This is a genomic window from Pseudoclavibacter sp. CFCC 13796 (assembly GCF_008831185.1).
Classification (GTDB): domain Bacteria; phylum Actinomycetota; class Actinomycetes; order Actinomycetales; family Microbacteriaceae; genus Pseudoclavibacter_A.
Window position 1 is genome coordinate 1,969,704 of the sequence record NZ_WBKD01000001.1, and the last position, 26,664, is coordinate 1,996,367.

Annotated in this window: 21 protein-coding genes and 3 rRNA genes; 2 read left to right on the plus strand and 22 right to left on the minus strand. The window is 64.3% G+C overall.

Annotated elements, in window-relative coordinates:
* Nucleotides 1-27: 27 nt before the first annotated feature.
* On the minus strand, nucleotides 28-1,179 hold the full coding sequence (locus F8O07_RS08855; protein ID WP_158031691.1) for a sensor histidine kinase: 1,152 nt from the start codon (nucleotides 1,177-1,179) through the stop codon (nucleotides 28-30).
* 151 nt (nucleotides 1,180-1,330) lie between these two features.
* Here F8O07_RS08855 and F8O07_RS08860 point away from each other — a divergent pair, with 151 nt between their 5' ends.
* Nucleotides 1,331-1,984: a response regulator gene (locus F8O07_RS08860; protein ID WP_225733236.1), complete on the plus strand. Its 654-nt coding sequence runs from the start codon at nucleotides 1,331-1,333 to the stop codon at nucleotides 1,982-1,984.
* Between the two features lie 66 nt (nucleotides 1,985-2,050).
* Here the strand turns inward: F8O07_RS08860 and F8O07_RS08865 are convergent, their stop codons facing one another.
* Nucleotides 2,051-3,004 (minus strand): MYG1 family protein, encoded by a 954-nt coding sequence (locus F8O07_RS08865; RefSeq protein ID WP_158031692.1) that lies wholly within the window; start codon nucleotides 3,002-3,004, stop codon nucleotides 2,051-2,053.
* 120 nt (nucleotides 3,005-3,124) lie between these two features.
* Between F8O07_RS08865 and F8O07_RS08870 the strand changes: the two genes are divergently transcribed.
* Nucleotides 3,125-3,979: a polyphosphate kinase 2 family protein gene (locus tag F8O07_RS08870; RefSeq protein WP_158031693.1), complete on the plus strand. Its 855-nt coding sequence runs from the start codon at nucleotides 3,125-3,127 to the stop codon at nucleotides 3,977-3,979.
* A gap of 454 nt (nucleotides 3,980-4,433) precedes the next feature.
* On the opposite strand, the gene der is transcribed toward F8O07_RS08870, so the two are convergent.
* The 20 genes from der to F8O07_RS10735 form a co-directional block, all read right to left on the minus strand.
* On the minus strand, nucleotides 4,434-5,960 hold the full coding sequence (gene der / locus F8O07_RS08875; protein WP_158031694.1) for a ribosome biogenesis GTPase Der: 1,527 nt from the start codon (nucleotides 5,958-5,960) through the stop codon (nucleotides 4,434-4,436).
* Nucleotides 5,953-6,696 (minus strand): (d)CMP kinase, encoded by a 744-nt coding sequence (gene cmk, locus F8O07_RS08880; protein ID WP_192496721.1) that lies wholly within the window; start codon nucleotides 6,694-6,696, stop codon nucleotides 5,953-5,955. The genes der and cmk overlap by 8 nt, the downstream gene beginning before the upstream one ends.
* Entirely contained in the window at nucleotides 6,693-7,787 is a 1,095-nt protein-coding gene (locus F8O07_RS08885; RefSeq protein ID WP_158031696.1) for a prephenate dehydrogenase, read from the minus strand. The genes cmk and F8O07_RS08885 overlap by 4 nt, the downstream gene beginning before the upstream one ends.
* A gap of 11 nt (nucleotides 7,788-7,798) precedes the next feature.
* A complete protein-coding gene (locus F8O07_RS08890; RefSeq protein ID WP_158031697.1) occupies nucleotides 7,799-8,587 on the minus strand; it encodes a pseudouridine synthase in 789 nt (262 codons plus the stop codon).
* Complete coding sequence (scpB, locus tag F8O07_RS08895) at nucleotides 8,571-9,152, minus strand: SMC-Scp complex subunit ScpB (RefSeq protein ID WP_158031698.1); 582 nt, start codon at nucleotides 9,150-9,152, stop codon at nucleotides 8,571-8,573. The genes F8O07_RS08890 and scpB overlap by 17 nt, the downstream gene beginning before the upstream one ends.
* A 13-nt stretch (nucleotides 9,153-9,165) precedes the next feature.
* On the minus strand, nucleotides 9,166-9,969 hold the full coding sequence (locus tag F8O07_RS08900) for a segregation and condensation protein A (RefSeq protein WP_158031699.1): 804 nt from the start codon (nucleotides 9,967-9,969) through the stop codon (nucleotides 9,166-9,168).
* Entirely contained in the window at nucleotides 9,953-10,795 is an 843-nt protein-coding gene (locus F8O07_RS08905; protein WP_158031700.1) for a ParA family protein, read from the minus strand. Before F8O07_RS08905 ends, F8O07_RS08900 begins: the two co-directional genes overlap by 17 nt.
* Before the next feature lie 58 nt (nucleotides 10,796-10,853).
* Nucleotides 10,854-11,798: a site-specific tyrosine recombinase XerD gene (xerD, locus tag F8O07_RS08910; RefSeq protein WP_158031701.1), complete on the minus strand. Its 945-nt coding sequence runs from the start codon at nucleotides 11,796-11,798 to the stop codon at nucleotides 10,854-10,856.
* An 11-nt stretch (nucleotides 11,799-11,809) separates the two neighbouring features.
* Nucleotides 11,810-12,385 (minus strand): NUDIX domain-containing protein, encoded by a 576-nt coding sequence (locus tag F8O07_RS08915; RefSeq protein WP_158031702.1) that lies wholly within the window; start codon nucleotides 12,383-12,385, stop codon nucleotides 11,810-11,812.
* Between the two features lie 6 nt (nucleotides 12,386-12,391).
* Entirely contained in the window at nucleotides 12,392-14,080 is a 1,689-nt protein-coding gene (locus tag F8O07_RS08920) for a CTP synthase (RefSeq protein WP_158031703.1), read from the minus strand.
* 83 nt (nucleotides 14,081-14,163) lie between these two features.
* Nucleotides 14,164-15,873, minus strand: a complete 1,710-nt coding sequence (gene recN, locus F8O07_RS08925) for a DNA repair protein RecN (protein WP_158031704.1) — start codon at nucleotides 15,871-15,873, stop codon at nucleotides 14,164-14,166.
* On the minus strand, nucleotides 15,870-16,964 hold the full coding sequence (locus tag F8O07_RS08930) for an NAD kinase (RefSeq protein WP_158031705.1): 1,095 nt from the start codon (nucleotides 16,962-16,964) through the stop codon (nucleotides 15,870-15,872). The genes recN and F8O07_RS08930 overlap by 4 nt, the downstream gene beginning before the upstream one ends.
* Nucleotides 16,965-16,967: 3 nt before the next feature.
* Nucleotides 16,968-17,783 (minus strand): TlyA family RNA methyltransferase, encoded by an 816-nt coding sequence (locus tag F8O07_RS08935; RefSeq protein ID WP_158031706.1) that lies wholly within the window; start codon nucleotides 17,781-17,783, stop codon nucleotides 16,968-16,970.
* Nucleotides 17,780-17,989, minus strand: a complete 210-nt coding sequence (locus tag F8O07_RS08940) for a hypothetical protein (RefSeq protein WP_158031707.1) — start codon at nucleotides 17,987-17,989, stop codon at nucleotides 17,780-17,782. Before F8O07_RS08940 ends, F8O07_RS08935 begins: the two co-directional genes overlap by 4 nt.
* Nucleotides 17,990-17,999: 10 nt before the next feature.
* Complete coding sequence (locus F8O07_RS08945) at nucleotides 18,000-19,151, minus strand: HAD-IIA family hydrolase (protein WP_158031708.1); 1,152 nt, start codon at nucleotides 19,149-19,151, stop codon at nucleotides 18,000-18,002.
* A gap of 10 nt (nucleotides 19,152-19,161) precedes the next feature.
* Nucleotides 19,162-20,709: an amidase gene (locus tag F8O07_RS08950; RefSeq protein ID WP_158031709.1), complete on the minus strand. Its 1,548-nt coding sequence runs from the start codon at nucleotides 20,707-20,709 to the stop codon at nucleotides 19,162-19,164.
* A gap of 103 nt (nucleotides 20,710-20,812) precedes the next feature.
* Nucleotides 20,813-20,929: ribosomal RNA gene (rrf, locus tag F8O07_RS08955) — 5S ribosomal RNA — on the minus strand.
* 127 nt (nucleotides 20,930-21,056) lie between these two features.
* Nucleotides 21,057-24,158: ribosomal RNA gene (locus F8O07_RS08960) — 23S ribosomal RNA — on the minus strand.
* Between the two features lie 481 nt (nucleotides 24,159-24,639).
* Nucleotides 24,640-26,161, minus strand: a 16S ribosomal RNA gene (locus F8O07_RS08965).
* The 16S, 23S and 5S rRNA genes sit together here, the layout of an rRNA operon.
* Before the next feature lie 283 nt (nucleotides 26,162-26,444).
* Nucleotides 26,445-26,664 (minus strand): hypothetical protein (locus F8O07_RS10735; RefSeq protein ID WP_225733237.1); only part of this gene is annotated, 220 nt, incomplete at its 5' end.

Genomic DNA, 26,664 nt, shown 5'->3' on the forward strand with positions numbered 1-26,664 from the left:
ACAGACGCGCTGGCCGTGCGCTTGGCATCAGAACAGCGGGATCACCACGCGCAGACTCCAGCGTTTTCCGTCCGCAGTCGCTGAGAGTTCCCCGCCGAGCGTCTCGACTCGGGCAGAGAGTCGGTCGAGCCCCAGATGCGTCGACTCGTCGAGGTCATCGTCGACGACGCCGACGGAGTTCGTAAGCAGACCCGTGACAGAGGCCCCCTGACGCACGATGTCCATGGTCACCGTCGGTGCCGGGCCGGCGTGCCTGACGATGTTGGTCGTCGCCTCTCGTATCACGCGCACCAGCGTGCTGGCCACTGCCGGCGGAAGACTCTCGAGGCCTTCCGTCCGGCTGTTCACAGTGGCTCCGATCGACTCCAGCTCGACCTGCGCGGTGCGCGCAGCTGCTGCGACGTCGGTACCCAACGGCTGATCATCGACGAGTTCGTCGGTTCGAACAGTGTTCAGCAGCCTGCGGATGTCAGCGAGCGACCGTGTGGCGCTGCCCTTGATCACGGCCAGTGACTCGCGATTCACCTCGGGATCGTCCATGGCCTCCATGACCCGCGCATGCATGGCAATGAGCGTCACATCATGGGCGAGGATGTCATGCAGCTCCGAGGTGATGCGCTCGCGCTCCGCAGCGACAGCCTGCACTCGCTCCGTTTCGTTGCGGGACGCAGCGTCTGCAAGCTCGACCGAGCGAAAATAGGCTCGCTTGGCGCCGACGCCGATCAACGCCGAGACGAGGGCGATGAAGGCCAGCGCGAATGGCCCCAAGCTCGTGAGTGTTCCCGCCTGTGCGTTGGCGATGACGCCCGCGGCGGTGATCACCGCCACATGCGTCCAGAGACACCACCGCGGGCAGGCGTAGACGACGAGCCCGATCGTGGCGGCAGCGAAGAGCAGATACCCGCCCGGAGACAGCATGACCGCCTGCGCGAAGACCAGTGCCGCCAGCGATATCGCGGCGGCGACCGGCGCCAGAGCGAACAGCGGAAGCATCAGCACCATCGCCAGTTCGAGGAGCTGCTGCTGCCAGGAGGTCGTCGAGTCAGAGACGAAGCTGATGCTCTCCAAGACGATGACGCCCGCAGCGATGACCACCAGGGCGAGACTTCCCCACCGCGGCAGACGCGCGTTCGGCTGGTCTGTCTGCGATCGAAAGACCTGATGGTTCGAAGAGCTCACACCACCATTGTCGCCCAAGGCGCATAAAACGGCCCCCTCGAGCCTGTCTGACGACGAATGGACATGACGATACACCGCGGGCCCGAGCACTGATACATACCAAAGTACTGACTTGGCAGAGGCCTGCACTCGTTGAACGTACGATGATCTCGTGAATCAGATCCGCGTGGCCGTCGTCGACGACGAAGCACTCGTGCGGCATGCTCTTCGCATGTTCATCGGGCTGGACTCCTCGCTCACCCTCGTCGCCGAGGGAGCCACCGGCCTCGACGCCATCGCGCTGGCCAAACACCACATGCCCGACGTCATCCTGATGGACACCCAGATGCCTCAGATGTCGGGCATCGACGCCACCAAGGCGATCACCCGTCTGCCCGTGGTCATGCGAGTGCTGATGCTGACGACGTTCTCGTCAGACCGACACGTCATCCCCGCCCTGCGCGCCGGGGCGTCTGGCTACTTGGTGAAAGACACCGAACCGCGCGACATCATCCGCGCTGTGCACGAGGTGTACGAAGGCCGACCGGTTCTCTCTCCCTCGATCTCACAGGAACTCGTCGCCAAGGTCGCTTCAGCCCCTGACCCTCGCGACGACGTGGCTCGCGAACCGCTGACCGCCCGCGAACTCGACATCGTGAGGCTCATCGCGCAGGGCAGGAGCAACGCTGAGATCGCTCACGAACTGCATCTGGCTGAGCCAACCGTCAAGGCGACGATCGGGCGCATCCTGCGCAAATGGAGTGTGCGTGATCGCGTACAGGCCCTGATCTACGCAGTGTCGAACGGGATCGTCGACCTGTCGTAGGCGGCCCTTCAGCACATATGGGGCTCCGGCGCAGATTGCGCTCGGCGCTGCCAGCCTGGCAGAGCTCTACTCGGCGGCAGTCACCGCGTCTTCTGCGTCAGCTGCGACCAGCTCCTGCTTCGCCTTGCGGTCGAACTCCGCCGACTCAGGCTGCTCAAGCGCCTGTTTCAGCATCTTGAGCGCGCCTTCTTTGGTCTTCGCCGCACCGATGAACCCCACTTTGTGCGTGAACACGACGTCGGGCACCCCAGTCAGTTCGGCGAGGTGCTCTTGATCAGCACCGCGCCAGGCTTCAGGCAGCAGCACGCGAGATTCGAAGCTCGCAGAGTCGACCTGCACGGTCTTGATAGCCCAGTCGCCGTTGGCATTGGGAAAGACCACGAACTGCAGCAGAGGCTGCTTGCTCGCGATGCCGCCGTGCGGCACGAACTGGTCGAGTACGACGTAGCGCGGATCAGGAGTCTGGTCATAGGCACGGGAGAAGTAGCGCTTGCCCTCGATGGCATCACGAGATTTGAGCAGCAGGCGCTTGAGCAGCTGTGTGGCCACCTTGACTGCGACCATGAACTGCTCGTCGAAGTCTTCTTCGCCGACCAGTGTGACCGGGTTGAACCAGCCCAGCACCTCGCTGATCTCGATGGGGCGCGCACGAAAGTCGTTCAGGGTGTAGAGGTCCTGTCCGTTGTCGCCCGCATCGATGCACTGCACCAGGCTGCGGTCGATGCGCTTCCAGACGTCTTCGTCCCCGTCGCAGAACTCCATGCCGTAGTGCTGCCAGAGCAGCCCGAACGCCGAGTAGAGAATGCCGTTGTCGCGTGCGCCGGAGGTCTTCTGGTGATGGTCGAAGCGCAGTTTCTTCGGGTCGTAGACGCCACCCACGTCGAGCACGATATCTGCACTGTCGAGCACCTTCGGATCTCGCGAGCGCACCACCGTGGCGTCTGGGTAGAGCTGAAGAAGCAGTGTGACGCCGAAGACGTCGTCTGCGTGGAATTTGCCGTTGTGCGTTGCGATGATCACGCCGTACATTCTACGCACTCGTCCGTCAGCGCCACCCGATGGCGTGCGCCGTCCGTGCACGCCGCCGCTGGGGATGCCGTGCAGCCCGGCGCCATGGGCACATCCCGATACCATGAGCACATGAAGAATCCATGGAAAGAGAGCCCGCGCGCACTGCTGCGCGCCGAGGGCGAGCACTTCGATCTGTCAGCCGTCGACCCGGCTTCGACACCGGGCTGGCGCAAAGGCTGCGACGCCGACGACTACCTCGCAGACACGGCCGGAGATCTCGCCGACCTGCAGGAGATGCTCTTCGCCAACGGCCGCACCGAAACCGGAGCGAAGCGTTCGCTGCTGCTCGTGCTGCAGGCCATGGACACCGCGGGCAAAGGCGGCATCGTCAAACACGTGATCGGCAACGTCGACCCGCAGGGCACCCACATCCATGGGTTCAAGAAGCCCACGCCAGTCGAGCTCAAGCACGACTTTCTCTGGCGCATTCGCAGAGAGCTGCCGGCGATCGGTCTGATCGGAGTCTTCGATCGTTCTCATTATGAGGATGTCCTGGTGCATCGAGTGCGCCACCTCTCGCCCGCAGAGGTGGTCGAACAGCGCTACGGCATCATCAACGACTTCGAGGCGGAGCTCACCGAACAGGGCACCACTGTGGTCAAGGTGATGCTGCACATCTCGAAGGACGAACAGCGTCGGCGTCTTGAGTCACGACTCGATCGACCTGACAAGCACTGGAAGTACTCCCCCAACGACGTTGACGAACGCGAGCTCTGGCCCGCCTACCAAGAGGCGTATCAGATCGCCATCCAGCGCACCTCGACTGCGGTGGCGCCCTGGCATGTCGTTCCCGCAGATTCGAAGCAGTACTCCCGTGCCGCTGTGCAGCGCATCCTCATTGAGACCCTCGAAGATCTCGCGCTCACCTGGCCGAAGGCCGACTTCGACGTCGATACTGAGCGTCGGCGCCTCGCCGCCAGCTGACCTCGCCGAGGCCTGCGTGCATCAGCGCAGCACCAGCCAGCACTGCACGGCGCTGCTCCGGCACCAGCCGGCACTGCACCAGCCCCGCACCAGCCAGCACCGCACCACACCGCACCACACTGCACCAGCACAGCTCCACCAGAGCCAGCGCTGCACCAGCTCCGCACCAGCACCAGTACCGAGCACGGTTCCGCTGGGATGGACACGGTTCCGCTGAGATCACCACAATCTCAGCGGAACGGTGTCAGTCTTGACGAAACCGTGCACGGCTGCGCTGCGCTCCACATCTGGCTGGGTCGACGCGCTGCAGGGTGCCGGCGAACGGCGGGGTCCGGCCGGCGAGTTGAGGGCTAAGGGACGCGAACTGCGGGGTCCGGCCGGTGAGCTGAAGGCTGAAGGAAGCAACCTGCAACCTGCAACCTGCAACCTGCAACAGCGTGTGCCAGAGCTGGTCTTACTTGCGACCGCGCTTCTCGCGAACACGCATGTTGATGCGAATGGGCGTGCCGACGAACCCGTAGACCTCGCGCAGGCGACGTGTGATGAAGCGTCGATACTGCGGGTCCATGAAGCCGCTGGTGAAGAGCACGAAGGTCGGCGGCTGTGTGTCCGCCTGCGTGCCGAACAGGATGCGAGGCTGCTTCCCGCCGCGCAGCGGGTGCGGGTTCGCCTGGGTGAGTTCGTGGATGAACGCGTTGAACTTGCCGGTGGGCACACGGGTGTCCCAGCCTTCGAGCGCGGCCTGCAGGGCGGGCACCAGCTTCTCAAGATGGCGACCGGTCTTGGCCGAGAGGTTCACCCGAGGCGCCCAAGCCACATGGCCGAGGCGCTGCTCGATCTCACGCTCGAGCTGGGGGCGACGTTCGTCGTCGAGCAGATCCCACTTGTTGAACGCGAGCACGAGCGCGCGACCGGCTTCGAGCACCATGTCGATGATGCGCAGATCCTGGTCAGAGATGCTCTGGCTCACGTCGATCACCACGATGGCGACCTCGGCACGGTCGAGCGCAGACTGTGTGCGCAGCGTGGCGTAGTAGTCGCTGCCCTGCTGCAGGTGCACGCGACGACGGATGCCTGCGGTGTCGACGAAGCGCCAGGTCGTGCCGAGAATGGTGACCAGCTCGTCGACCGGGTCGCGCGTAGTACCGGCCAGGTCGTTGACCACGGCGCGCGTCGAGCCGGTCGCCTTGTTCAGCAGGCTCGACTTTCCCACGTTCGGGCGGCCGATGATGGCCACACGACGCGGCCCGCCAGGCTGCTGCTGCGCAACCTTCGACTCCTTCGGCAGCATCTTGATCACCGCGTCGAGCAGATCGCCGCTGCCGCGTCCGTGCAGCGCCGAGACAGGGTGCGGCTCGCCGAGGCCGAGGCTCCAGAGCGCCGCGACCTCGGCCTCCTGACCGCCAGCGTCGACCTTGTTGGCGACCAGCAGCACAGGCTTACCCGAGCGCCGCAGCACGGCCACCAGCTGCTCGTCGGTCGAAGTCGGCCCCACCTTGGCGTCCACCACGAAGAGCACGCCGTCGGCCTCTTCGATGGCCAGCTCGGCTTGTTCGGCCACCGACCGGTCGAGGCCTTTGGCCTCGAGCTCCCAGCCGCCGGTGTCGACCAGTCGGAAGGGCTGACCGTTCCACTCGGCGTCGTACGACACACGATCGCGGGTGACACCGGGAGTGTCTTCGACGACGGCCTCACGGTGGCCGAGCACGCGGTTGACGAGTGATGACTTGCCCACGTTCGGGCGGCCGATCACAGCCAGCACGGGCGGGGCAGGACGAGCCGCCTGCGCATCGGGCGTCTCGTCGCCGCTGGCCAGCACCGCCGCGTCTTCGGGCTCGAGGTCGTAGTCGTCGAGCTCGGCGCGTGCCACGTCGGCGACCTGCTGCTCGATCTCGGGTTCGATGTGCTGCAGACGGGCGGCGAGCTCATCTGCGCTGGTGGCGCCGAACTCGGGGTCGATCGGTTCGCGTGATTCAGCCATGTGACTCCTGAGTCTGAGGATGAGATGGAAGGTTCGTGCCAGTGCCGGCCGCCGCAGGAACGAGCCCCGCAACTTTATCAGTGACCTGCTCGAGGGTGAGATCGCTGGTGTCGATGAGCGTCACGCCGTCGGCCGGGCGCATGAAGTCGACCACGCTGAGATCGCGGGCGTCACGCTCCGAGATGCTGCGTGCGATGGATGCCACGTCGGCCTCACCGATCTGTGCGGCTCGCCGGCGGGCGCGGGCGTCGGCGGATGCGGTGAGCAGCACCCGGACCTCGGCCTGCGGAAAGGTGACCGTGGTGATGTCGCGCCCCTCGGCGACGACGCCGGGCGCCGACGTGGTCGCGGCGAGGTGGCGGAATGCAGTGTTGAGATGGTCTCGTACGATGGGCAGCTGCGAGTAGCGGCTCACCGCACCGCTCACCTCGGGCGTGCGGATCGCGGCAGAGACGTCGCGCCCCCGAATCAGGATGTGCGAGTGGTCGAAGGCCTGGGCGATGATCTGATCGAACGCGTCGAGCAGCCCCCGTACGGCGGCCTCGTCGTGCGGATCGACTTCGGTGCGCAGCGCGATCAGCGTAAGTACGCGGTACCAGGCGCCGGTGTCGAGATGTGCGTAGTGCAGGCGTTCTGCAACTGCCTTCGCAGTGCTTGACTTGCCGCTGCCCGCCGGCCCGTCCAGGGCGATGATGACCGGCTTGGGCGCGACCGCCGGTGTGCGTGTCTCAATCATCGGCTCAACCGCCATCCGCGCTCCTTCAGTGCTTTGGTCAGCTCTTCGATGCGTTCGGGCAGCACCGAGACCTCGGCGAGTCCGAACTCGGCCTTGGGCGAGTGCTCCAGACGCAGATCTTCGATGTTGACGCCGATCTCGCCGATCTCGGCGAAGAGACGCGCGAGTTCGCCCGGCCTGTCGTCGACGAACACGATCGTCGTCGAGAATTCGGCATCGGTGCCGTGCTTGCCGGGGATACGACGCACTCCGGTGTTGCCTGCGATGAACAGCTCGGTGATCTCGCGGCGTGCACCGGCACGGTCGACGTCTTCGAGGTCGTGGATCATCGCGTCGAGGTCATCGCGCAGGGCACGCAGCACGCTGGTCACCTCGTCAGAGTTCGCGGCGAGGATCTGCAGCCAGAGCCCCGGGTCGCTGGCTGCGATACGCGTCGTGTCGCGAAGCCCCTGACCGGCAAGAGAGATCTGTGACGGCGTGCCGTCGACGAGCCGACCGGCCAGCAGCGTGGCGACGACTTGAGGCACATGCGAGATCAGGGCGACTGCCCGGTCGTGCTGCACGGGGTCGAGATGCACCGGCACAGCTTCGACGTCGAGTGCAAGTCGTTCGACGGTCTCGAGCGCATGAGCGGTGACGTGCTTGTGCTCGGCGATCACCCACGGCTGGCCGCGAAAGAGGTCGGCCCGCGCCGAGATCGGCCCGCCGCGCTCACGCCCCGCCATCGGGTGCGAGCCCAGATAGCGGTCGAGATCGGCGCCTTCTTCGATCAGCGCCCGCACGATCTGCGCCTTCACGCTGGTGACGTCGGTGACCACGGCGTCGGGCCAGCGACGCAGCTGCTCGGCCACGGCATCCGCCGCGATCTCAGGCGGCACCGCGACGACCACGAGCACCGGCTGGTCGCCGTCGGCCAAGGCACGACCTGCGCCGTAGTCGGCTGCGAGCGCCAGCGCGCTGGGCGAGATGTCAGAGAGCAGCACCTCGACACCGCGCTGCATCAAAGCGAGGCCGATGCTGGCGCCCAGCAGACCGGTGCCGATGATGAGCACCGGTGACGGAGTGCGCGCGAGATCGTGACTGATGCTCATATCGGGCCAGTCTAGTCGTTCTCGGGTGCGGCGCCCTGTGGCGCGACCGCATCGCCGGTCTGCTTGAGCAGCCGGCCGACTTCGTCACTGGTCAGCGGGCGCATCTGCCCCTCACGCAGCGTGCCGAGGTGAACGGGGCCGAACTGACGCCGAGTCAGCTCCATGACCGGGTGGCCGACGTGCCCGAACATGCGGCGGACGATACGGTTGCGCCCGGAGTGCAGGGTCACCTCGACCATGGTTTGGTCACGGCTGGCGTCGAGCACACGAGCGCGGTCGGCGGCGATCGGCCCGTCATCGAGCACGATGCCCTCACGCAGCTCGGCGAGGGTGCGCGGCGCGACCTTGCCGCGCACGAGGGCGACGTACACCTTGTCGATCTCGAATGAGGGATGCATCAGCCGATGTGCGAGCTCGCCGTCGTTGGTGAGCAGCAGCAGCCCGTGCGTCGCCTCGTCGAGACGGCCGACGTTGAAGATGCGACCGGTCTCGGCGGTCACGTAGCGGCTGAGATCGGGGCGGCCCCGCTCGTCGCTCATGGTGCTGACCACGCCGGCCGGCTTGTTGAGCGCGTAGTAGCGCAGATCGGGGTCGGTGACGATCACCAGACCGTCGACCTCGATGCGGTCGTCGGGCCTCACTCGAGAGCCGAGTTCGCGCACCACGCGCCCATTCACCGTGACTCGCCCGGCGGCGATGAGGTCTTCGCTCGCGCGACGAGACGCCACCCCGGCGGCGGCCATCACCTTCTGCAGGCGTTCGCCGTCGGCGCGCGGGGTGTGGTCAGCTGAGGTCGTCATCTTCAGGGTCCTCCGGAAGCAGGTCGGAAATGGGTGGCAGGTCGGCGAGCGAGTCGATGCCGAGGTGGCTGAGCAGCAGGTCGGTCGTCTCGAAGAAGGTCGCCTGGGTCTGCTCGTCGACATAGGCCTCGGCGATCAGCCCGCGTGCGAGCAGTGTGCGCACGACCGAGTCGACGTTGACCGCACGGATCGAGGCGATCTGACCGCGACTGATCGGCTGTTTGTAGGCGATCACCGAGAGGGTCTCGAGTGCGGCCTGCGAGAGTCTGGGCGGGGTCTGCTCCTCGATCATGCGGCGCACGACCTGTTCGCAGCCGGCACGCACGTAGAGCTGCCAGCCGCCGGCGATCTGTCGCAGCTCGAACCCTCGCACCGGGGGCGCGTCGTAGTCGGCGCGCAGCTCGTCCAGTGCCTGAGCGACCTCGGGCACGGGCGTCTCGACCGCTGCGGCCAGCGAGATCGTGTCGATCGGGTGGTCGGCGGCGATCAGCACCGCTTCGAGGCGGGCACGCACCGGCAGCTGCGCCAGTTCGTTGGCTGCGACGGGCTGGTCGCTCTCGCTCATGGCGTCCTCTCGGTCATTGGTCGTAGTCGGCTCCCAGCGCGGCGAGCTGATCGTCGCTCCAGTGCTGGCCTGTCCAGCGTACGCTGAGCGGCCCCAGCGGCTCGATCTGCTCATAGGTGATCGCCGCCTCACGGTAGAGCTCGAGCACAGCCAGAAAGCGGGCGACGATGACTCCCCTGCTGTCGGCGTCGGCGATGAGCTCCTGGAACGTCGCCTGGCCTGTGGCGCGCAGACGTGCGACGAGCACGGCTGCCTGCTCGCGGATGCTGACCGCCGGTGCGTGCAGATGCGCGAGTCCGATGGTCGGCGGGGTCTTGGGCGCTAGAGCAAGTCGAGCGATGACCGCGAAGTCGTCGAGCGACGTCGTCCAGACCAGCTCGGGCGGGGTGAGATCGATCTCGGCTGCGGCGCCAGCGGTGCGCGGCACGCGCAGCCGCTCGCTTTCGAGGTGCGTCGCGAACCAGGCAGAGACCTGTTTGAACGCCCGGTACTGCAGCAGCCGGGCGAAGAGCAGGTCGCGCGCCTCGAGCGCGGCGATGTCTTCGTCGTCGACGGCCTCGCCGCGTGGCAGCAGACTGGCGACCTTCATATCGAGCAGGGTCGCAGCGATCACGATGAACTGGCTGGCTTGCTCCAGCTGCCCGGCCTCGTCGAGTGCCCGCACATAGGCCACGAATTCGGTGGTGACCGCACTCAGCGAGATCTCTGTGACGTCGAGCTCGTGACGACTGACCAGCGTCAGCAGCAGGTCGAACGGGCCGTCGAAGTTGTCGAGCCGGACGGCGAAGCCGGGCTCGGCGTCAGGGCGCTCCGCCACGCGAGATCAGTTCTCTGGCGACGCGCCGATACGCCTCGGCCGCCGGGTGGCTGCTGGCGAACTCGGTGATCGGGCGGGCCGCGACCGACGCGTCGGGAAACTTGACGGTGCGCGGAATCACGGTGTCGAAGACCTTGTCGCCGAACGCCTCGCGCACGCGCGCCGACACCTCGCGGGCGTGCAGCGTTCGCGAGTCGAACATGGTGATCAGAATGCCGTCGAGTTCGAGCGCGGGGTTGAGCCGATCCTGCACCTTCTCGACCGTCTCGACGAGCAGAGCGACGCCGCGCAGGGCGAAATACTCGGCCTCCAGCGGAATCAGCACACCGTGCGCCGCGGTGAGCGCGTTGATGGCGAGCAGGCCGAGGGAGGGCTGGCAGTCAACCAGAATGACGTCGTAGTCACCGGTGACCTGCCGCAGGGCACGGCTCAGGGCCTGTTCGCGGGCCACCTCGTTGACCAGCTGCAGCTCGGCGGCTGAGAGGTCGATGTTGGCGGGCAGCACGTCGAGGTCTTGGATGAGACTCGGCACGATGACCGAGCGAGTGTCTTTGACCGTGCCCATCAACAGGTCGTAGATCGTGGGGTCGTCCATCGTCTGAACGCCGAGCGACGCCGAGAGTGCACCCTGCGGGTCGAAGTCGACAAGCAGCACGCGCCGCCCGTACTCGACGAGCGCCGCACCCAGACTCACCGTCGTGGTGGTCTTGCCGACGCCGCCCTTCTGATTGCACATCGCGATCACGCGTGCAGGGCCGTGGCTGGTCAACGGCTGGGGCACGGGAAAATCATTCACACCGCATAGTCTACCCGTCGCCTGACTCATGCATCACGAGCGGCTCGACGCCAACGCCCTCGGCTGACGTGTGTGCGGCCCGGCACCGTCAGCGATGCGCCCGCGGGTGGCTGGTCGCGTAGACCTGTCGCAGGTGCTCCTGCGTGACGCGAGTGTAGACCTGCGTGGTCGTCACCGACGCGTGCCCGAGCATCTCTTGAACGATGCGGATGTCAGCCCCGCCGGCGAGCAGATGCGTGGCGAAGGAGTGTCGCAGCACGTGCGGTGACACTCGATGCTCGAGGTCGACGCGAGCCGCTGCGCGTTTGATGATCGTCCACACGGCCTGTCGCGAGAGGCGCCCGCCGCGCACGCCGAGAAACAGATGCGCTCCGCCCCTCCCCTTCGCTGCGAGGGCTGGACGCACCCTGACCAGGTAGGCGTCCAGCGCGGCTCGTGCATAGGAGCCGAACGGCACGACGCGCTGCTTGCCGCCCTTGCCGCGCAGCCGGACCACGTCGATCGTGTCGGCATCGGCTCGTTCGACGTGCTGAACGTCGTCGACCAGTGCGTCGCAGAGTTCGCTCACTCGGGCACCGGTGGCATAGAGGAATTCGAGGATGGCTCTGTCGCGCACCGACTCCGGGTCGCTGCCGTCGACCCCGCCGAGCAGCCGCGACACCTCGTCGATCGACAGCGCCTTGGGCAGTCGGCTGGGCTTCTTGGGCGCATGGAGCACAGTGGCCGGGTCGTGTGGGGTGCGGCCGTCGAGAAAGAGATGGCGGTGCAGGCTGCGCACCGCGCTGAGCATACGGCCCGTGGTGGTGGCTGCCGTCGGCAGACCGGCCTCGGCTCGATGGTCGGCCAGCCACTGCGGATACTCGCTGAGATCGCGTTCGGTCAGGGTGGTCAGGTCGACGACGCCTCGCTCGGCCAGCCAGTCGGTATAGCTGCGCAGGTCGGAGCGATAGCTGCGCACGGTGTTCTCAGACAGGCCGCGTTCGATGCGCAGGTGGCGCAGGAACGCGTCAATCTCGCGGTCGACCGCAGGCATGGCGGCCTCGGTCAGCCCCGACGACTGCGGTTGGCGGCCTCAGCGAGGATGGACACCACAAGCGTCGGGTTGTGCAGACGGCCGGAGAGCACGGCGTCGAGCACTTCGTCGAAGGCACGCCAGGTGAGGCCCATGTCCTGCTCTTCGGCGGTGCGCTCGAAGTGCGCGGCCGGTGAGAGACCGGTGGCGCGATACATGCGCAGCCGTTCGTTGCTGCCGCCCGGCGTGGTGTACATGTCGATGAGGTGCAGCCAGTGTTCGGCGACGAGCTCGGCTTCTTCGGCGAGCTCCCGCTTCGCCGCGTCCAGCGGCAGCTCACCAGGCACATCGAGCAGACCTGCGGGCACTTCCCAGAGGCGCTCACGAACCGGATGGCGATACTGGTGAACGAGCGCGACACGGTCGAGGTCGTCGATCGCGAGCACGCCGACGGCACCGGGATGCTCCACGAACTGTCGGGTGAGCTGCCCGCCGTCGTAGTCGAAGCGTTCGCTCGTCACATCGATGACATGACCCTGCAGATCGAGATGCCGTTCGCGGATCTCATGCTGCTCTGCGCTGTCGCACAGCTCCGATTCGTCGGCCATGTCGGTTCAGCTCTCGGTCGTGGAGTTCTCGACGTCGAAGAGACGAGAGGCCTGCTGACGCTCCAGCGCCGCTGCGATCAGCCCGGCGAACAGCGGGTGAGGAGCCGTCGGGCGTGATTTGAACTCGGGGTGCGCCTGCGTGCCCACGTAGTAGGGATGCACATCGGCCGGCAGCTCGACGAACTCGACGAGGTGCCCGTCGGGCGACGTGCCGCTGAAGCGCAGGCCGGCGGCGGCGATGCGATCGCGGTACACGTTGTTCACCTCGTAGCGGTGGCGGTGACGTTCGGTGACGTCGGTGCTCCCATAGGCCTGGGCCACGATCGAATCGTCGGCCAAGGCAGCCGGGTACGAGCCGAGTCGCATGGTGCCGCCAAGGTCGCCCTCGGCGAGGATGTCGACCTGCTCGGCCATGGTCGCGATGACCGGTTCGTGCGTCTGCGGGTCGAACTCGCTTGAGGATGCCTCGGCCAGGCCGGCCTCGGAACGTGCGTATTCGATGACCATGCACTGCAGTCCGAGGCAGAGCCCGAGTGTGGGGATGCCCTGCTCTCGGGCGAAGGTGAGCGCGGCGAGCTTGCCCTCGATGCCGCGGATGCCGAAGCCGCCGGGCACGCAGATCGCGTCGACGGCGCCGAGCTCGCGCTCGCGCACTTGTTCGTCGAGCAGACTGTCTGAGGGGATCCAGCGCACGTTCACCTTGGTGGTGTGGGCGAAGCCGCCGGCTCGAAGCGCCTCGGTGACCGACAGGTAGGCGTCGGGAAGATCGATGTACTTGCCGACCAGCCCCACGGTGACCTCGTGCTTGGGGTTGTGCACCGCGTCGAGCACCGGCTGCCAGCGGGACCAGTCGACGTCGTGCGTCTGCAGGCCCAGCTGCTCGGCGATGACTTTGTCGAGTCCCTCGCTGTGGATGATGGTCGGAATGTCGTAGATGCTCGACGCATCCGGGCAGTTCACGACCGCACCGGTCTCAAGGCTGCACATCAGGGCGATCTTCGACTTGATGCTGTCGCCGACGGGGCGATCCGAGCGCAGCACGATGGCGTCGGGCTGCACGCCGATCGATCGCAGTGCGGCAACCGAGTGCTGAGTGGGCTTGGTCTTGAGCTCGCCGCTGGGGCCGATGTAGGGCACCAGCGAGACGTGCACGAAGAACACGTTGTCGCGGCCGAGCTCCTGACGAACCTGACGGGCGGCTTCGAGGAAGGGCTGTGACTCGATGTCGCCGACGGTGCCGCCGATCTCGGTGATGATCACGTCGGGCGTGTGCTCGCCGTGGGCCTGTGCACGCATACGACGCTTGATCTCGTTGGTGATGTGCGGGATCACCTGCACGGTGTCGCCGAGGTATTCGCCACGACGTTCTTTGGCGATGACCTCGCTGTACACCTGACCGGTGGTGACGTTCGCCGCCTGGTTCAGGTTGATGTCGAGAAAGCGCTCGTAGTGACCGATGTCCAGGTCGGTCTCGGCGCCGTCTTCGGTGACGAACACCTCGCCATGCTGAAACGGGTTCATGGTGCCGGGATCGACGTTGAGATAGGGGTCGAGCTTCTGCATGACGACTCTCACACCGCTGGCTCGAAGAATATGGCCGAGGCTGGCCGCCGTGAGGCCCTTTCCGAGCGAGGAGACCACGCCCCCGGTCACGAAGATCTGCTTTACCGTCCGAGTGCTCTGCGCGTTATCCACGGGTCTTCATCCTATCTCATTCGCAGCGGTCTTCGAACACTGCGATGTCGTCGTTGCTCTGATCATGTCTCTGACTGCGGTGCTCATGCACGGCTCTCTCTTTCGGCCTCAAGGCGTGACTGCTCCAGCAGCTCGTGTGCATGTGCCAGCGCGGTGTCGCTGACGCGGCCGGCCAGCATGCGGGCGAGCTCGTGCACGCGCTGCTCGGCGTCCAGGCGAACCACATCGCTGGTCGTGACGCGTTCGTCTCCGACCTTGGTGACGACGAGATGCGTATCGGCGTAGGCCGCGACCTGCGGCAGATGCGTCACGACGAGCACCTGCGCATGCCGTGCGAGTCTGGCCAGCCGCTGCCCGATCTGCACGGCAGCCGCGCCGCCGACCCCCGAGTCGACCTCGTCGAACACGAAGGTGCGATCCGCCAGGTCGCCGCTCGCCGCCAGTCGCAGCTCCAGAGCGAGCATGACGCGTGACAGCTCGCCGCCGCTCGCTGATCGGGCCAACGGCAGCGGGTCGGCACCGGCGTGCGCTGCCAGCAGGAACGCCACCTCGTCTGCCCCGGTCGCATCCACCGCACACGGCGTGACCTGCACGGCGAACGCTGCGTCGCGCATCGCGAGGCTGCCGAGTTCGCCGGTGACCTCTTCGCTGAGTCGCTGCGCAGCACTGCGGCGGATGTCACTCAGGCGACGCGCGGTGAGGTCGCGCTGGTCGAGAGCCTCGGCGAGCGCGACGGCGAGCTGCTCCCGGGTGTCGCCGTCGGCGTCGAGTTCGGCCAGTCTGGCGCTGCCGTCGTTCAGCAGGGCGATCGCCTCGTCGAGGCCGCCGAACCGACGTTCGAGGTCTCGCAGCGTGTCGAGACGCTCGTGCGCCGCGGCCAGCTCGCCGTCGCCCACGTCGTCGAGCGCGGCGATGTAGGAGCTGAGGTCGCCAGAGAGATCCTGGGTCATGGCCTCGACCTCGTGCAGCCGGGTCGCAAGATCGCTCAGGTCGGGATCGCCTGCGCTCTCAAGATCGGCGCGCGCACCGCTGAGCAGACCGAGTACGTCCTGCGGGCCGGCCACCGCGTCGATGTCGGCCGAGAGCCGCTGCCGGGCTTCGCCGGCTCGACGCAGCAGATCTTGTCTGGCGTCGAGCCGTGCGACACGGGCCTCGATCTGGTCGAGCTCCCCGGGCTGGGGTGAGACGGCTTCGACTGCCTCGATCTCTTCGCGCAGCCGGTCTGCCTCGGCTCGACGGGCCTCGGCGTCGTCGGCGAGCGCCCGTGCCCGACGGTCGAGATCACGCCAGCGTCGATAGGCGTCGTGAAAGGCCTCTGCCACGGCGCGCAGCTCTCGCCCGCCGAACGCGTCGAGCACGTCACGCTGCTGAGCGGCGGTGCGCAGCCGCAGCTGGTCGCTCTGGCCGTGAATCGAGACCAGCTGACCGATGGTGTCGGCGAGCACGCCGTTCGGCACCGCATGGCCACCGAGCCAGGCTCGAGTGCGACCGGTGGCGGCCAGTCGGCGAGTCACGATCAGATCGCCGTCGTCGATCTCCCCGCCGGCGTCTTCAACGGCCTGGGCGACGTCGCTCTCGGAAGACACCTGCAGCAGACCCGAGACCTCTGCGCGATCGGCGCCGGCCCGCACGCGTGAGGCGTCTGCTCGCGCACCCTGCAGCAGCTGCAGCGCGGTGACGACCATGGTCTTGCCCGCGCCGGTCTCACCGGTGATGACGGTGAGACCGGCACCGAGCGCCAGGGTCGCCGACTCGACGACGCCGAGGTCGTCGATGCGAACTTCGTCGATCACGTGCGGTCTCCGCTCGTGCGCTCGGGGCTCTCGTCGGCCTCCGGGCGGGCCCGCCCCTGTTCGGCTGCCGCTGGTTCGGCCAGGTCGAGCATTCGCTCGGCCTCCTGCAGCGCCTCCTGCGTCTCGCGCGTGCGAACGGCATGCTGCTGCCAGCTCAGCGAGGGCAGCGAGAACTTGTTCACCAGACGATCGACGAACGATCCACGTCGCAGGCGGGCGAGCCGAACCGGAATGGTCGAGCGACCGACCTGGATGAGCGACCCTGGAGGCAGCGTCTGACTGCGGCGACCGTCACACCAGCTGATCGCGCCATCGGCGTCGTCGCCCAGCTGTACGTTGACCGAGCTATATGGCGAGATCACCAGCGGGCGCGCGAACAGGGCGTGTGCGTTCAGCGGAACGAAGAGCAGCGCTTCGAGATTGGGCCAGACGATCGGGCCGCCCGCAGAGAATGCGTAGGCGGTCGAGCCGGTCGGCGTACTCACCATCACGCCGTCACATCCGAACGCGGTGAACGGCCGATCGTTGATGCTGACGTCGACGGTGATCATCTTGTTGCTGCGTGGCTTCTCGATGGTCACTTCGTTGAGCGCCCAGTCTTGAAAGAGCAGACGGCCTGCTGAGAACACCCGCACGTTCAGCGCGAGACGCTCTTCGACCTCATATGTGCGAGAGACCACGTGCCGCACTGCGTCGACGAGATCGCCACGCTCGCTCTCGGCCAGAAACCCCACGTGTCCGAGGTTCACGCCGATGATCGGTGTGGCGTCGAACCGCACCAGCTCTGCTGCGCGCAGAATCGTGCCGTCTCCGCCGAGCACCATGACGATCTCGAGATCCGGGCCGGTGCAGTCCTCGCCCAGCACCTCGGCGTCGTCGATGTCGATGCCCCACTCGCGCAGCGGTGCGATCGCATCCGGCGGGAACACCGGCACCAAATGCGACTCGCGCAGCAGACGCAGAGTCGTCTGAGTCGACTTCAGCGCCACCTCGCGCTTGGGATGTACGACGAGCAGCACTCGCCGAGGCTGATCGGCCCGTCGCTGTCGGGCGCGGGGCGTCGGCTGAGCCGAATGCGCGCTGACGGCCATGCGTCACCTCCTGCCGATCAGTTCGTCGACTCGCTCATGCCAGTCGACGGCTCTGTCCCCGTTCGGGGCGAGCCAGATGGGAAACTCCTGGTTGCCGGTGCCGCCCACCACGCTCGTTCGTGTGATGCCGGCGACGACGAGGCCGATCTGCTCGGCGCAGGCGGCCACACGCTCGATGGCGGCCCGATGCCCGGCCGGATCGTGCACGAGACCACCACGGTCAAGGTTACCGCGACCGACTTCGAACTGCGGCTTCACCAGCAGCACGAAGTCGTGCGCATCGAGCTGCTCGTGCAGTCGAGGCAGCACCTGGGTGAGCGAGATGAACGACAGGTCGCCGACGACCAGGTCGATCTGATCGGGCGACGGTGCGCACGACGCGGCCGCGGCCAGTTCGGCACGCGTGAACCAGCGCAGGTTGACCCCTTCGATCGAGCTCACCCCGGAGTCTGCGGCGATCGCCGGAGCGAGCTGATCGTGCCCGACGTCGACGGCGAAGACGTGTGCGGCGCCGCGTTCGCGAAGCACTTGGGTGAATCCGCCCGTGGAGGCGCCTGCGTCGAGCGCGACACGGCCCGAGACATCGATGTGGAACGCGTCGAGCGCATCGATGAGCTTGCCCGCGGCACGCCCCACGTAGTGATGGTCGCCGCTGACGGCGAGCGTCTGTCCGGCGTGAACCGGATACGACGCCTTGTCGACGATGCGCCCGTCGAGGGTCACCTGACCCGTGCGAACGAGCTTCTGCGCCTGCGTGCGAGATCGTGCGAGCGATCGCTCGACGAGCGCCTGATCAAGCCGGATGCCGGTGGGTTTCATCGCCCGCCCAGCTGGGTCTGACCGACCGCCTGCTCGAGCCGCCGGCTCAGATCGGCGTAGAGATGTTCGTATTCGACCGCACGCTGATCGATCGGCAGCTCGTCGATGCGCTGCAGCGTCGATGTGATCAGCGCACGATCGATCGCTCCGTTCTCGTCGCTCGCCGGCTGCGGCCGTTCGGGCATCTGCTGATCGGGCATCGTCATGTGCGGCATCCTACCGCGGCGGGCCGACGAGGTCTTCGGGCAGGCGCAGCGCAGAGACGGGGATGCTGCATTCCCAGACAGCGGCGGCTGCGGCCCGCAGCGTGTCGATGTCGCTCGGGTCGCCGCGCTCGATGATGACATCGGCTCCGTCGATGCGCACCACAGAGTGTCCGCTGACGGCCCCGTTGGGCGCAATCTCGAGCACTGGATACGGTCGGTGCAGGTCAGCCAGCGTCTGCAGCAGAAAATCCGGCCGTCGCTCTGGCGCTGCCTCGATGATCTCACGCGCCTGGTCCACACCGGTCAGCACGTGGGCCGAGGTGATGCCGACACGACGTGCTCCCTCGATGTCGGTGTCGAGGCGATCTCCGATGAACAGAGGCTGAGCCGCTCGAAAGCGGGTGACTGCAACGTCGAAGATCGGCCGCTCCGGCTTGCCTGCGATCGTCGGGAAGGTGCCCGTCGCCGTGTGCACAGCGGAGAGCAGCGTTCCATTGCCAGGCGCCAGGCCGCGTTCGTTCGGCAGCGTCCAGTCCTGGTTCGTACCGATCCACACCGCACCTGCGGCGACGGCGTAGGCGGCCTCGGCCAGGTCCGCCCAGCTGACGTCCTTGGCGAAGCCCTGCACGACGGCGGCGGTCTGCTCGCTCTGTGTGCGGGTCACATGATAGCCGGCCTGCTGCACGGCTTCGAGCAGCCCGACACCACCGACGACGAGCACCTCCGAGCCGGGGGCAATGTGGTCAGCGAGCAGCGGCACGGCGGCCTGAGGGCTCGTCACAATGTCATTCTCCGCAACGTGCAGACCCATTGCGTTGAGCTGGTCGGCGACCATCTTCGGCGTGCGTGAGGCGTTGTTCGTCAGATAGCTGACCTGCAGCCCGGTGCGTTGCGCGAGGTTCAGCGACTCGACGGCATCGGACACGGGCTCGGGGCCGCGGTAGACGACGCCGTCGAGGTCGGCGAAGATCGCGTCGGCCCCGTCAAGCGGCGAATGCGGCACCACTTTGACGGCTGGTTCCGCGCCGGCATCATTCTGCAGAGTCGTCGGTAGGCTGCTGCGGCTTCCAGGAGTGCCGGAGCTCTCCTGCTCCCCCGGACGTTCGCCGGTTGTGGCTTCGTCGCGATGCCGCTGTGTGAGACGCTGCAGGAATCCAGACATGACGTCCATCCTACGGGTAGAGCCATGGGTGCCCAGACCACGCTGCCAGACGTTCGATCTCGGCGGCGATGCGCAGCAGGTGGTCGTCATGGCCGAGACGTCCGATCAGCTGCACGCCGAGCGGCAGCCCGTCTCGTGCCAGCCCGGTGGGAATCACAATCGCCGGCGCGCCCGACACGTTCACGAACGAGGTGAACGGCGTGAACGCTCCCTGCTCCGCGAAGTTGCGACGGGCATCCGCCGTGTCGAACCAGCCGTTCGGGCGGGCTGTCAGCGCCAAGGCGGGCGTGAGCACGACATCCCACGGAGCGAACGCCGCAGTCACGCGTTCTCCATAGTCGTGCAGGTATCGCAGTGCTCGCGTCTTCGTCGCCCTGGGAAGGGCGCGACCGCTGCGAATCAGCCACTGGGTCAGCGGCTCGACTTCGTCGATGCGGTTCGAGGGAATCGGCAGACCGGCCGCGCCCATCTGCCACACAGCGCTGAACGACTGGCCGTACTCCACTGAGTCGGGCAGCCGCAGAGAGCGCACGTCATGGCCTCCTTCGTCGAGCAGGTCGGCGATTCTGCTCACCTGTGCCGCGGCCTCGACCGACACCTGCACCTGGACGAACGCGTCCCAGGGGCTCCCCTGCAGCACGCCGACGCGAAGACGGCCCGGTGACGCTGCGCCAGAGCGCACCTTGGCAGGAGCCACCGAATCTGCGAGCGGGGTCGCAGAAGTCCCGTTTCGTCCGGGGCCGCTCGCGTACGGGTGACGGGCACCACGAAGCCTAGCGAGGCCGCCGAGCAGACCGTCGACGAGCAGAGCCGCATCGGCGACGCTGTGTGCGATCGGCCCGGGCACCACCAGATCGAGCTCGGGTGCGCCTCGCTCAAGATCGTCGGCCGCCGTTGCACGTCGTGCATCGAAGCTCTTCAGGCAGAAGAGGTCGCGGCTCAGCTTCATCCCCACCAGCCCGCAGCTGGCAGCCGGGATACGAACCGATCCGCCGCCGTCGGTGCCCACCGCGAAGGGCAGCATTCCTGAGGCCACGGCTGCGGCGGCACCGCCGCTCGATCCGCCGGCGTTGCGCGACAGCTTCCAGGGGTTCAGCGCAGGACGCCCCGCATCAGGTTCGGTATACCCAGAAAGACCGAACTCCGGAGTGCTGGTGCGCCCGATGCTCACCGCTCCAGCAGTGTCGGTCGCCACCAGCATTGGGTGCGTCTCGGTCGCCGGTGTGGTTGCGTGCACTCGTGAGCCGTAGCGGGTCACGCTGCCCGAGCGGTCGTAGAGATCCTTGTCTGCCAGTGCGAGCCCCCAAAGCGGATGCTGTGCCGCCGAGTGCGGCAGACGCATGCCCGTCTGAGTCAGTGAGCGTGCCCGTTCCAGGGCGGATACCGCGCTGAGTTCGGTGAACGCGCCGATCGGGCGCGGAGTTCCGATCGGTCTCTCGGTCAGATCCAGGAGTCGCACACGATCGAGGAACGCCTGCACGACGTCCAGCGGGCTCACTTCGCCGCGAAGCAGCAGAGCTCGAAGAGCGACCGCGCTCATTTCGTGCAGAGAGCTCATGTCGAGCAGTCTACTGGGCGTGTTGCGTGTGTGATTGGCGTTCGTGTGTGTGGTTAACGACGGAAGGCCACCCCGCTAGCGGGGTGGCCTTCCGTGAATAATGTTCCGGCGGTGTCCTACTCTCCCACACGGTCCCCCGTGCAGTACCATCGGCGCTGTGAGGCTTAGCTTCCGGGTTCGGGATGTGTCCGGGCGTTTCCCTCACGCTATGGCCGCCGTAACGGCTTCGATCACTATTCAGTTCAACCCACACCCACACCCCAAGAAGGTGTGTTGTGGTGGTTCCCGGTCATGGATCGGGAACCGCAGAGTGGACGCGTTCATCGTTACAGAAAGAATTTATGTGTGTTGTCAAGTTCTCGGACTATTAGTACCGGTCAGCTCCACACCTTACGGTGCTTCCACATCCGGCCTATCAACCCAGTGTTCTGCTGGGGTCCTCTCACCATAAATGGTATGGAAATCTCATCTTGAGGCCGGCTTCCCGCTTAGATGCTTTCAGCGGTTATCCATTCCCAACGTAGCCAACCAGCCATGCTCCTGGCGGAACAACTGGCACACCAGAGGTTGGTCCATCTCGGTCCTCTCGTACTAGAGACAGATCCTCTCAAATTTCCGACGCACGCAGCGGATAGGGACCGAACTGTCTCACGACGTTCTGAACCCAGCTCGCGTACCGCTTTAATGGGCGAACAGCCCAACCCTTGGGACCAACTCCAGCCCCAGGATGCGACGAGCCGACATCGAGGTGCCAAACCATGCCGTCGATATGGACTCTTGGGCAAGATCAGCCTGTTATCCCCGAGGTACCTTTTATCCGTTGAGCGACAGCGCTTCCACAAGCCACTGCCGGATCACTAGTCCCGACTTTCGTCCCTGCTTGAGATGTCTCTCTCACAGTCAAGCTCCCTTGTGCACTTACACTCGCCACCTGATTGCCAACCAGGTTGAGGGAACCTTTGGGCGCCTCCGTTACTCTTTGGGAGGCAACCGCCCCAGTTAAACTACCCATCAGGCACTGTCCCTGACCCGGATCACGGGCCGAGGTTAGATATCCAAAACAGTCAGAGTGGTATTTCACCAATGACTCCACGACCACTAGCGTGACCGCTTCAACGTCTCCCACCTATCCTACACAGACTGCACCGAATACCAATACCAAACTATAGTAAAGGTCACGGGGTCTTTCCGTCCTGCTGCGCGTAACGAGCATCTTTACTCGTAGTGCAATTTCGCCGAGTTCATGGTTGAGACAGCTGGGAAGTCGTTACGCCATTCGTGCAGGTCGGAACTTACCCGACAAGGAATTTCGCTACCTTAGGATGGTTATAGTTACCACCGCCGTTTACTGGGGCTTAAATTCTAGGCTTCGCCGAAGCTAACCCTTCCTCTTAACCTTCCAGCACCGGGCAGGCGTCAGTCCGTATACATCGTCTTGCGACTTCGCACGGACCTGTGTTTTTGATAAACAGTCGCTTCCCACTGGTCTCTGCGGCCCGACAACGCTCACGAAGTAAATCCGATCACATCACCGGGCCCCCCTTCTCCCGAAGTTACGGGGGCATTTTGCCGAGTTCCTTAACCATGATTCTCTCGATCTCCTTAGTATTCTCTACCTGACCACCTGAGTCGGTTTGGGGTACGGGCAGCTAGAACCTCGCGTCGATGCTTTTCTCGGCAGCATAGGATCACCCACTTCGACCATACGGTCTCACCATCAGGTCTCAGCCGCATGAGGAGCGGATTTGCCAACTCCTCGGCCTACACCCTTAGACGGGGACTACCATCGCCCCGCGGAGGCTACCTTCCTGCGTCACACCAGAGATACGCTAGCCGCACCAGACAGGGTCGAGCGCTAGGCCTCTTTCCCACCCCGAAGGGCAAGCCAGAGGATTCGGGCTCTTAGCATCACTGGGTTGGCTCTGACGGTTCTTCGCCGGTACGGGAATATCAACCCGTTGTCCATCGACTACGCCTGTCGGCCTCGTCTTAGGTCCCGACTTACCCAGGGCGGATTAGCCTGGCCCTGGAACCCTTGGTCTTCCGGAGGACGGGTTTCTCACCCGTCATTCGCTACTCATGCCTGCATTCTCACTCGTGTGGCCTCCACCGCTGGGTCACCCCGCGGCTTCAACGCCCACACGACGCTCTCCTACCCATCCGCACGACTGGACCACGAAGGCCTGTCACAAATGCGAATGCTACGACTTCGGCGGTGTGCTTGAGCCCCGTTACATTGTCCGCGCAGAATCACTTGACCAGTGAGCTATTACGCACTCTTTCAAGGGTGGCTGCTTCTAAGCCAACCTCCTGGTTGTCTATGCAACTCCACATCGTTTCCCACTTAGCACACGCTTAGGGGCCTTAGTCGGTAGTCTGGGTTGTTTCCCTCTCGACAATGAAGCTTATCCCCCACTGTCTCACTGCCATGCTCTCACTTACCGGCATTCGGAGTTTGGCTGACGTCAGTAACCCTGTGGGGCCCATTAGCCATCCAGTAGCTCTACCTCCGGTAAGAAACACATGACGCTGCACCTAAATGCATTTCGGAGAGAACCAGCTATCACGAAGTTTGATTGGCCTTTCACCCCTATCCACAGCTCATCCCCTCAGTTTTCAACCTAAGTGGGTTCGGTCCTCCACGCGGTCTTACCCGCGCTTCAACCTGGCCATGGATAGATCACTTCGCTTCGGGTTTAGAACATGCGACTCAAACGCCCTATTCAGACTCGCTTTCGCTACGGATCCCCCACACGGGTTAACCTCGCCACATATCACTAACTCGCAGGCTCATTCTTCAAAAGGCACGCCGTCACACCAACAAGGGCGCTCCGACGGATTGTAGGCAAACGGTTTCAGGTACTATTTCACTCCCCTCCCGGGGTACTTTTCACCTTTCCCTCACGGTACTCGTCCGCTATCGGTCATCTGGAAGTATTTAGGCTTACCAGGTGGTCCTGGCAGATTCACACGGGATTTCACGGGCCCCGTGCTACTTGGGAAATCCTCCGGGCGATCACAGCATTTCGTCTACGGGACTCGCACCCACTACGGTCGGCCATTCAAGACCATTCAACTATGCTATTCAACTACCCTCGCCGCTCAGCAGCGCGACAGGAGACTCCCACAACCCCGACCATGCAACACCTGCCGGCTATCACACATGATCGGTTTGGCCTCATCCGCTTTCGCTCGCCACTACTCACGGAATCACTAAATTTGTTTTCTCTTCCTGTGGGTACTGAGATGTTTCACTTCCCCACGTTCCCTCTCACAGCCCTATACATTCAGACTGGAGTAACCAGGTCACAGCCCGGCTGGGTTCCCCCATTCGGAAATCCTCGGCTCAAAGCTCGTTTATCAGCTCCCCGAGGCATATCGCAGATTACCACGTCCTTCTTCGGCTCCAGATGCCAAGGCATCCACCGTTTGCCCTTCGAAACTTGACCACATAAGTAACGAACACAACAAAATCAATTCATCATGTTCACCAGTGTCATCAGTCCGAACCACCACGACAACAGCCGCAATGGTGCAAACAAAATTGACTACAAATATCTATCCGACACACCCACCAAAAGGCGAGCGTGTCCGATGCTCGCGTCCACTATGCAGTTCTCAACCAACGACCAGCACCGCACCCCAACCAGCCACAAAGACCAGCCAGACCACGGCCCAGAAGGGCCAAAGCCCAAGGAAAACCGTCCAACCACCAAAAGCGGCCGACCCGATCCCCCAGGACCCAACAGTATGCACCCCACGCCCAACACACCCAAACACTTTCCAAACCCTCCGAAGAAGACCGTACTCACACTCAAATGCACCAGACGCAGGCATGTCGATGATTCCACCCATGAGCAACCCACCAGCTCTCTTGGAAACACTGGCAGGCACTATCAACGAAACCAAACGGTTCCGAAAGCTCCTTAGAAAGGAGGTGATCCAGCCGCACCTTCCGGTACGGCTACCTTGTTACGACTTAGTCCCAATCACCAGTCCCACCTTCGACGGCTCCTCCCAAAAGGTTAGGCCACCGGCTTCGGGTGTTACCGACTTTCGTGACTTGACGGGCGGTGTGTACAAGGCCCGGGAACGTATTCACCGCAGCGTTGCTGATCTGCGATTACTAGCGACTCCGACTTCATGGGGTCGAGTTGCAGACCCCAATCCGAACTGAGACCGGCTTTCTGGGATTCGCTCCACCTCGCGGTATCGCAGCCCTTTGTACCGGCCATTGTAGCATGCGTGAAGCCCAAGACATAAGGGGCATGATGATTTGACGTCATCCCCACCTTCCTCCGTGTTGACCACGGCAGTCTCCCATGAGTTCCCACCATAACGTGCTGGCAACATAGGACAAGGGTTGCGCTCGTTGCGGGACTTAACCCAACATCTCACGACACGAGCTGACGACAACCATGCACCACCTGTATAGAGACCTTGCGGGGCGACCATCTCTGGCCGTTTCCTCTATATGTCAAGCCTTGGTAAGGTTCTTCGCGTTGCATCGAATTAATCCGCATGCTCCGCCGCTTGTGCGGGCCCCCGTCAATTCCTTTGAGTTTTAGCCTTGCGGCCGTACTCCCCAGGCGGGGTGCTTAATGCGTTAGCTACGACACGGAAACCGTGGAAAGGCCCCCACGTCTAGCACCCAACGTTTACGGCATGGACTACCAGGGTATCTAATCCTGTTCGCTCCCCATGCTTTCGCTCCTCAGCGTCAGTAACGGCCCAGAGACCTGCCTTCGCCATCGGTGTTCTTCCTGATATCTGCGCATTCCACCGCTACACCAGGAGTTCCAGTCTCCCCTACCGCACTCTAGTCTGCCCGTACCCACTGCAAGCCCGAGGTTGAGCCTCGGGATTTCACAGCAGACGCGACAAACCGCCTACGAGCTCTTTACGCCCAATAATTCCGGACAACGCTCGCGCCCTACGTATTACCGCGGCTGCTGGCACGTAGTTAGCCGGCGCTTTTTCTGCAGGTACCGTCACTCTCGCTTCTTCCCTGCTAAAAGAGGTTTACAACCCGAAGGCCGTCATCCCTCACGCGGCGTTGCTGCATCAGGCTTTCGCCCATTGTGCAATATTCCCCACTGCTGCCTCCCGTAGGAGTCTGGGCCGTGTCTCAGTCCCAATGTGGCCGGTCACCCTCTCAGGCCGGCTACCCGTCGTCGCCTTGGTGAGCCATTACCTCACCAACAAGCTGATAGGCCGCGAGTCCATCCCCAACCAAAAAATCTTTCCAACCGCTACAGATGCCTGTACGGTTCATATCCAGTATTAGCTACCGTTTCCAGCAGTTATCCCAGAGTCAGGGGCAGGTTACTCACGTGTTACTCACCCGTTCGCCACTAATCCACCGAAGCAAGCTCCAGCTTCATCGTTCGACTTGCATGTGTTAAGCACGCCGCCAGCGTTCGTCCTGAGCCAGGATCAAACTCTCCGAAGAAAATCTGACATGGCTCTAAAAACCACCACAAAAGTGATGGCATAAAACCAAAAGAAAACATGAACCACCAAAACCAAACGGCTCCAGCAATCCAAATCAATTGGCATCGACATGTGCACACTGTTGAGTTCTCAAGGATCGGACGCAACCAACCATCACCACCCAAACCTGGGCGACTACCTGCCGGCGCAACTTTTCCAGCTTACCACAACCATCCACCAAGTCAAACCAGAACACCCAGACAAAACCAGGAGAACCAGAAGACCAGAACGGCCAAGGCGCTTCACCATGTTACCAGAAATTCACACAACGTCAACCCGGAAAACCAGACCAACACGCAAACAACCAACAACACAGACACCCACCATACACCAAAACCAAACGGCCCCAGCAACACAATGAGCGGCCCCCGCTTGAGGCCCAGAACCCTACAGATCCCAGCACCTTTGGGGTGACAAGAAGAAACAATACCCACACCCCACCAACCACCCAAAACCACACCA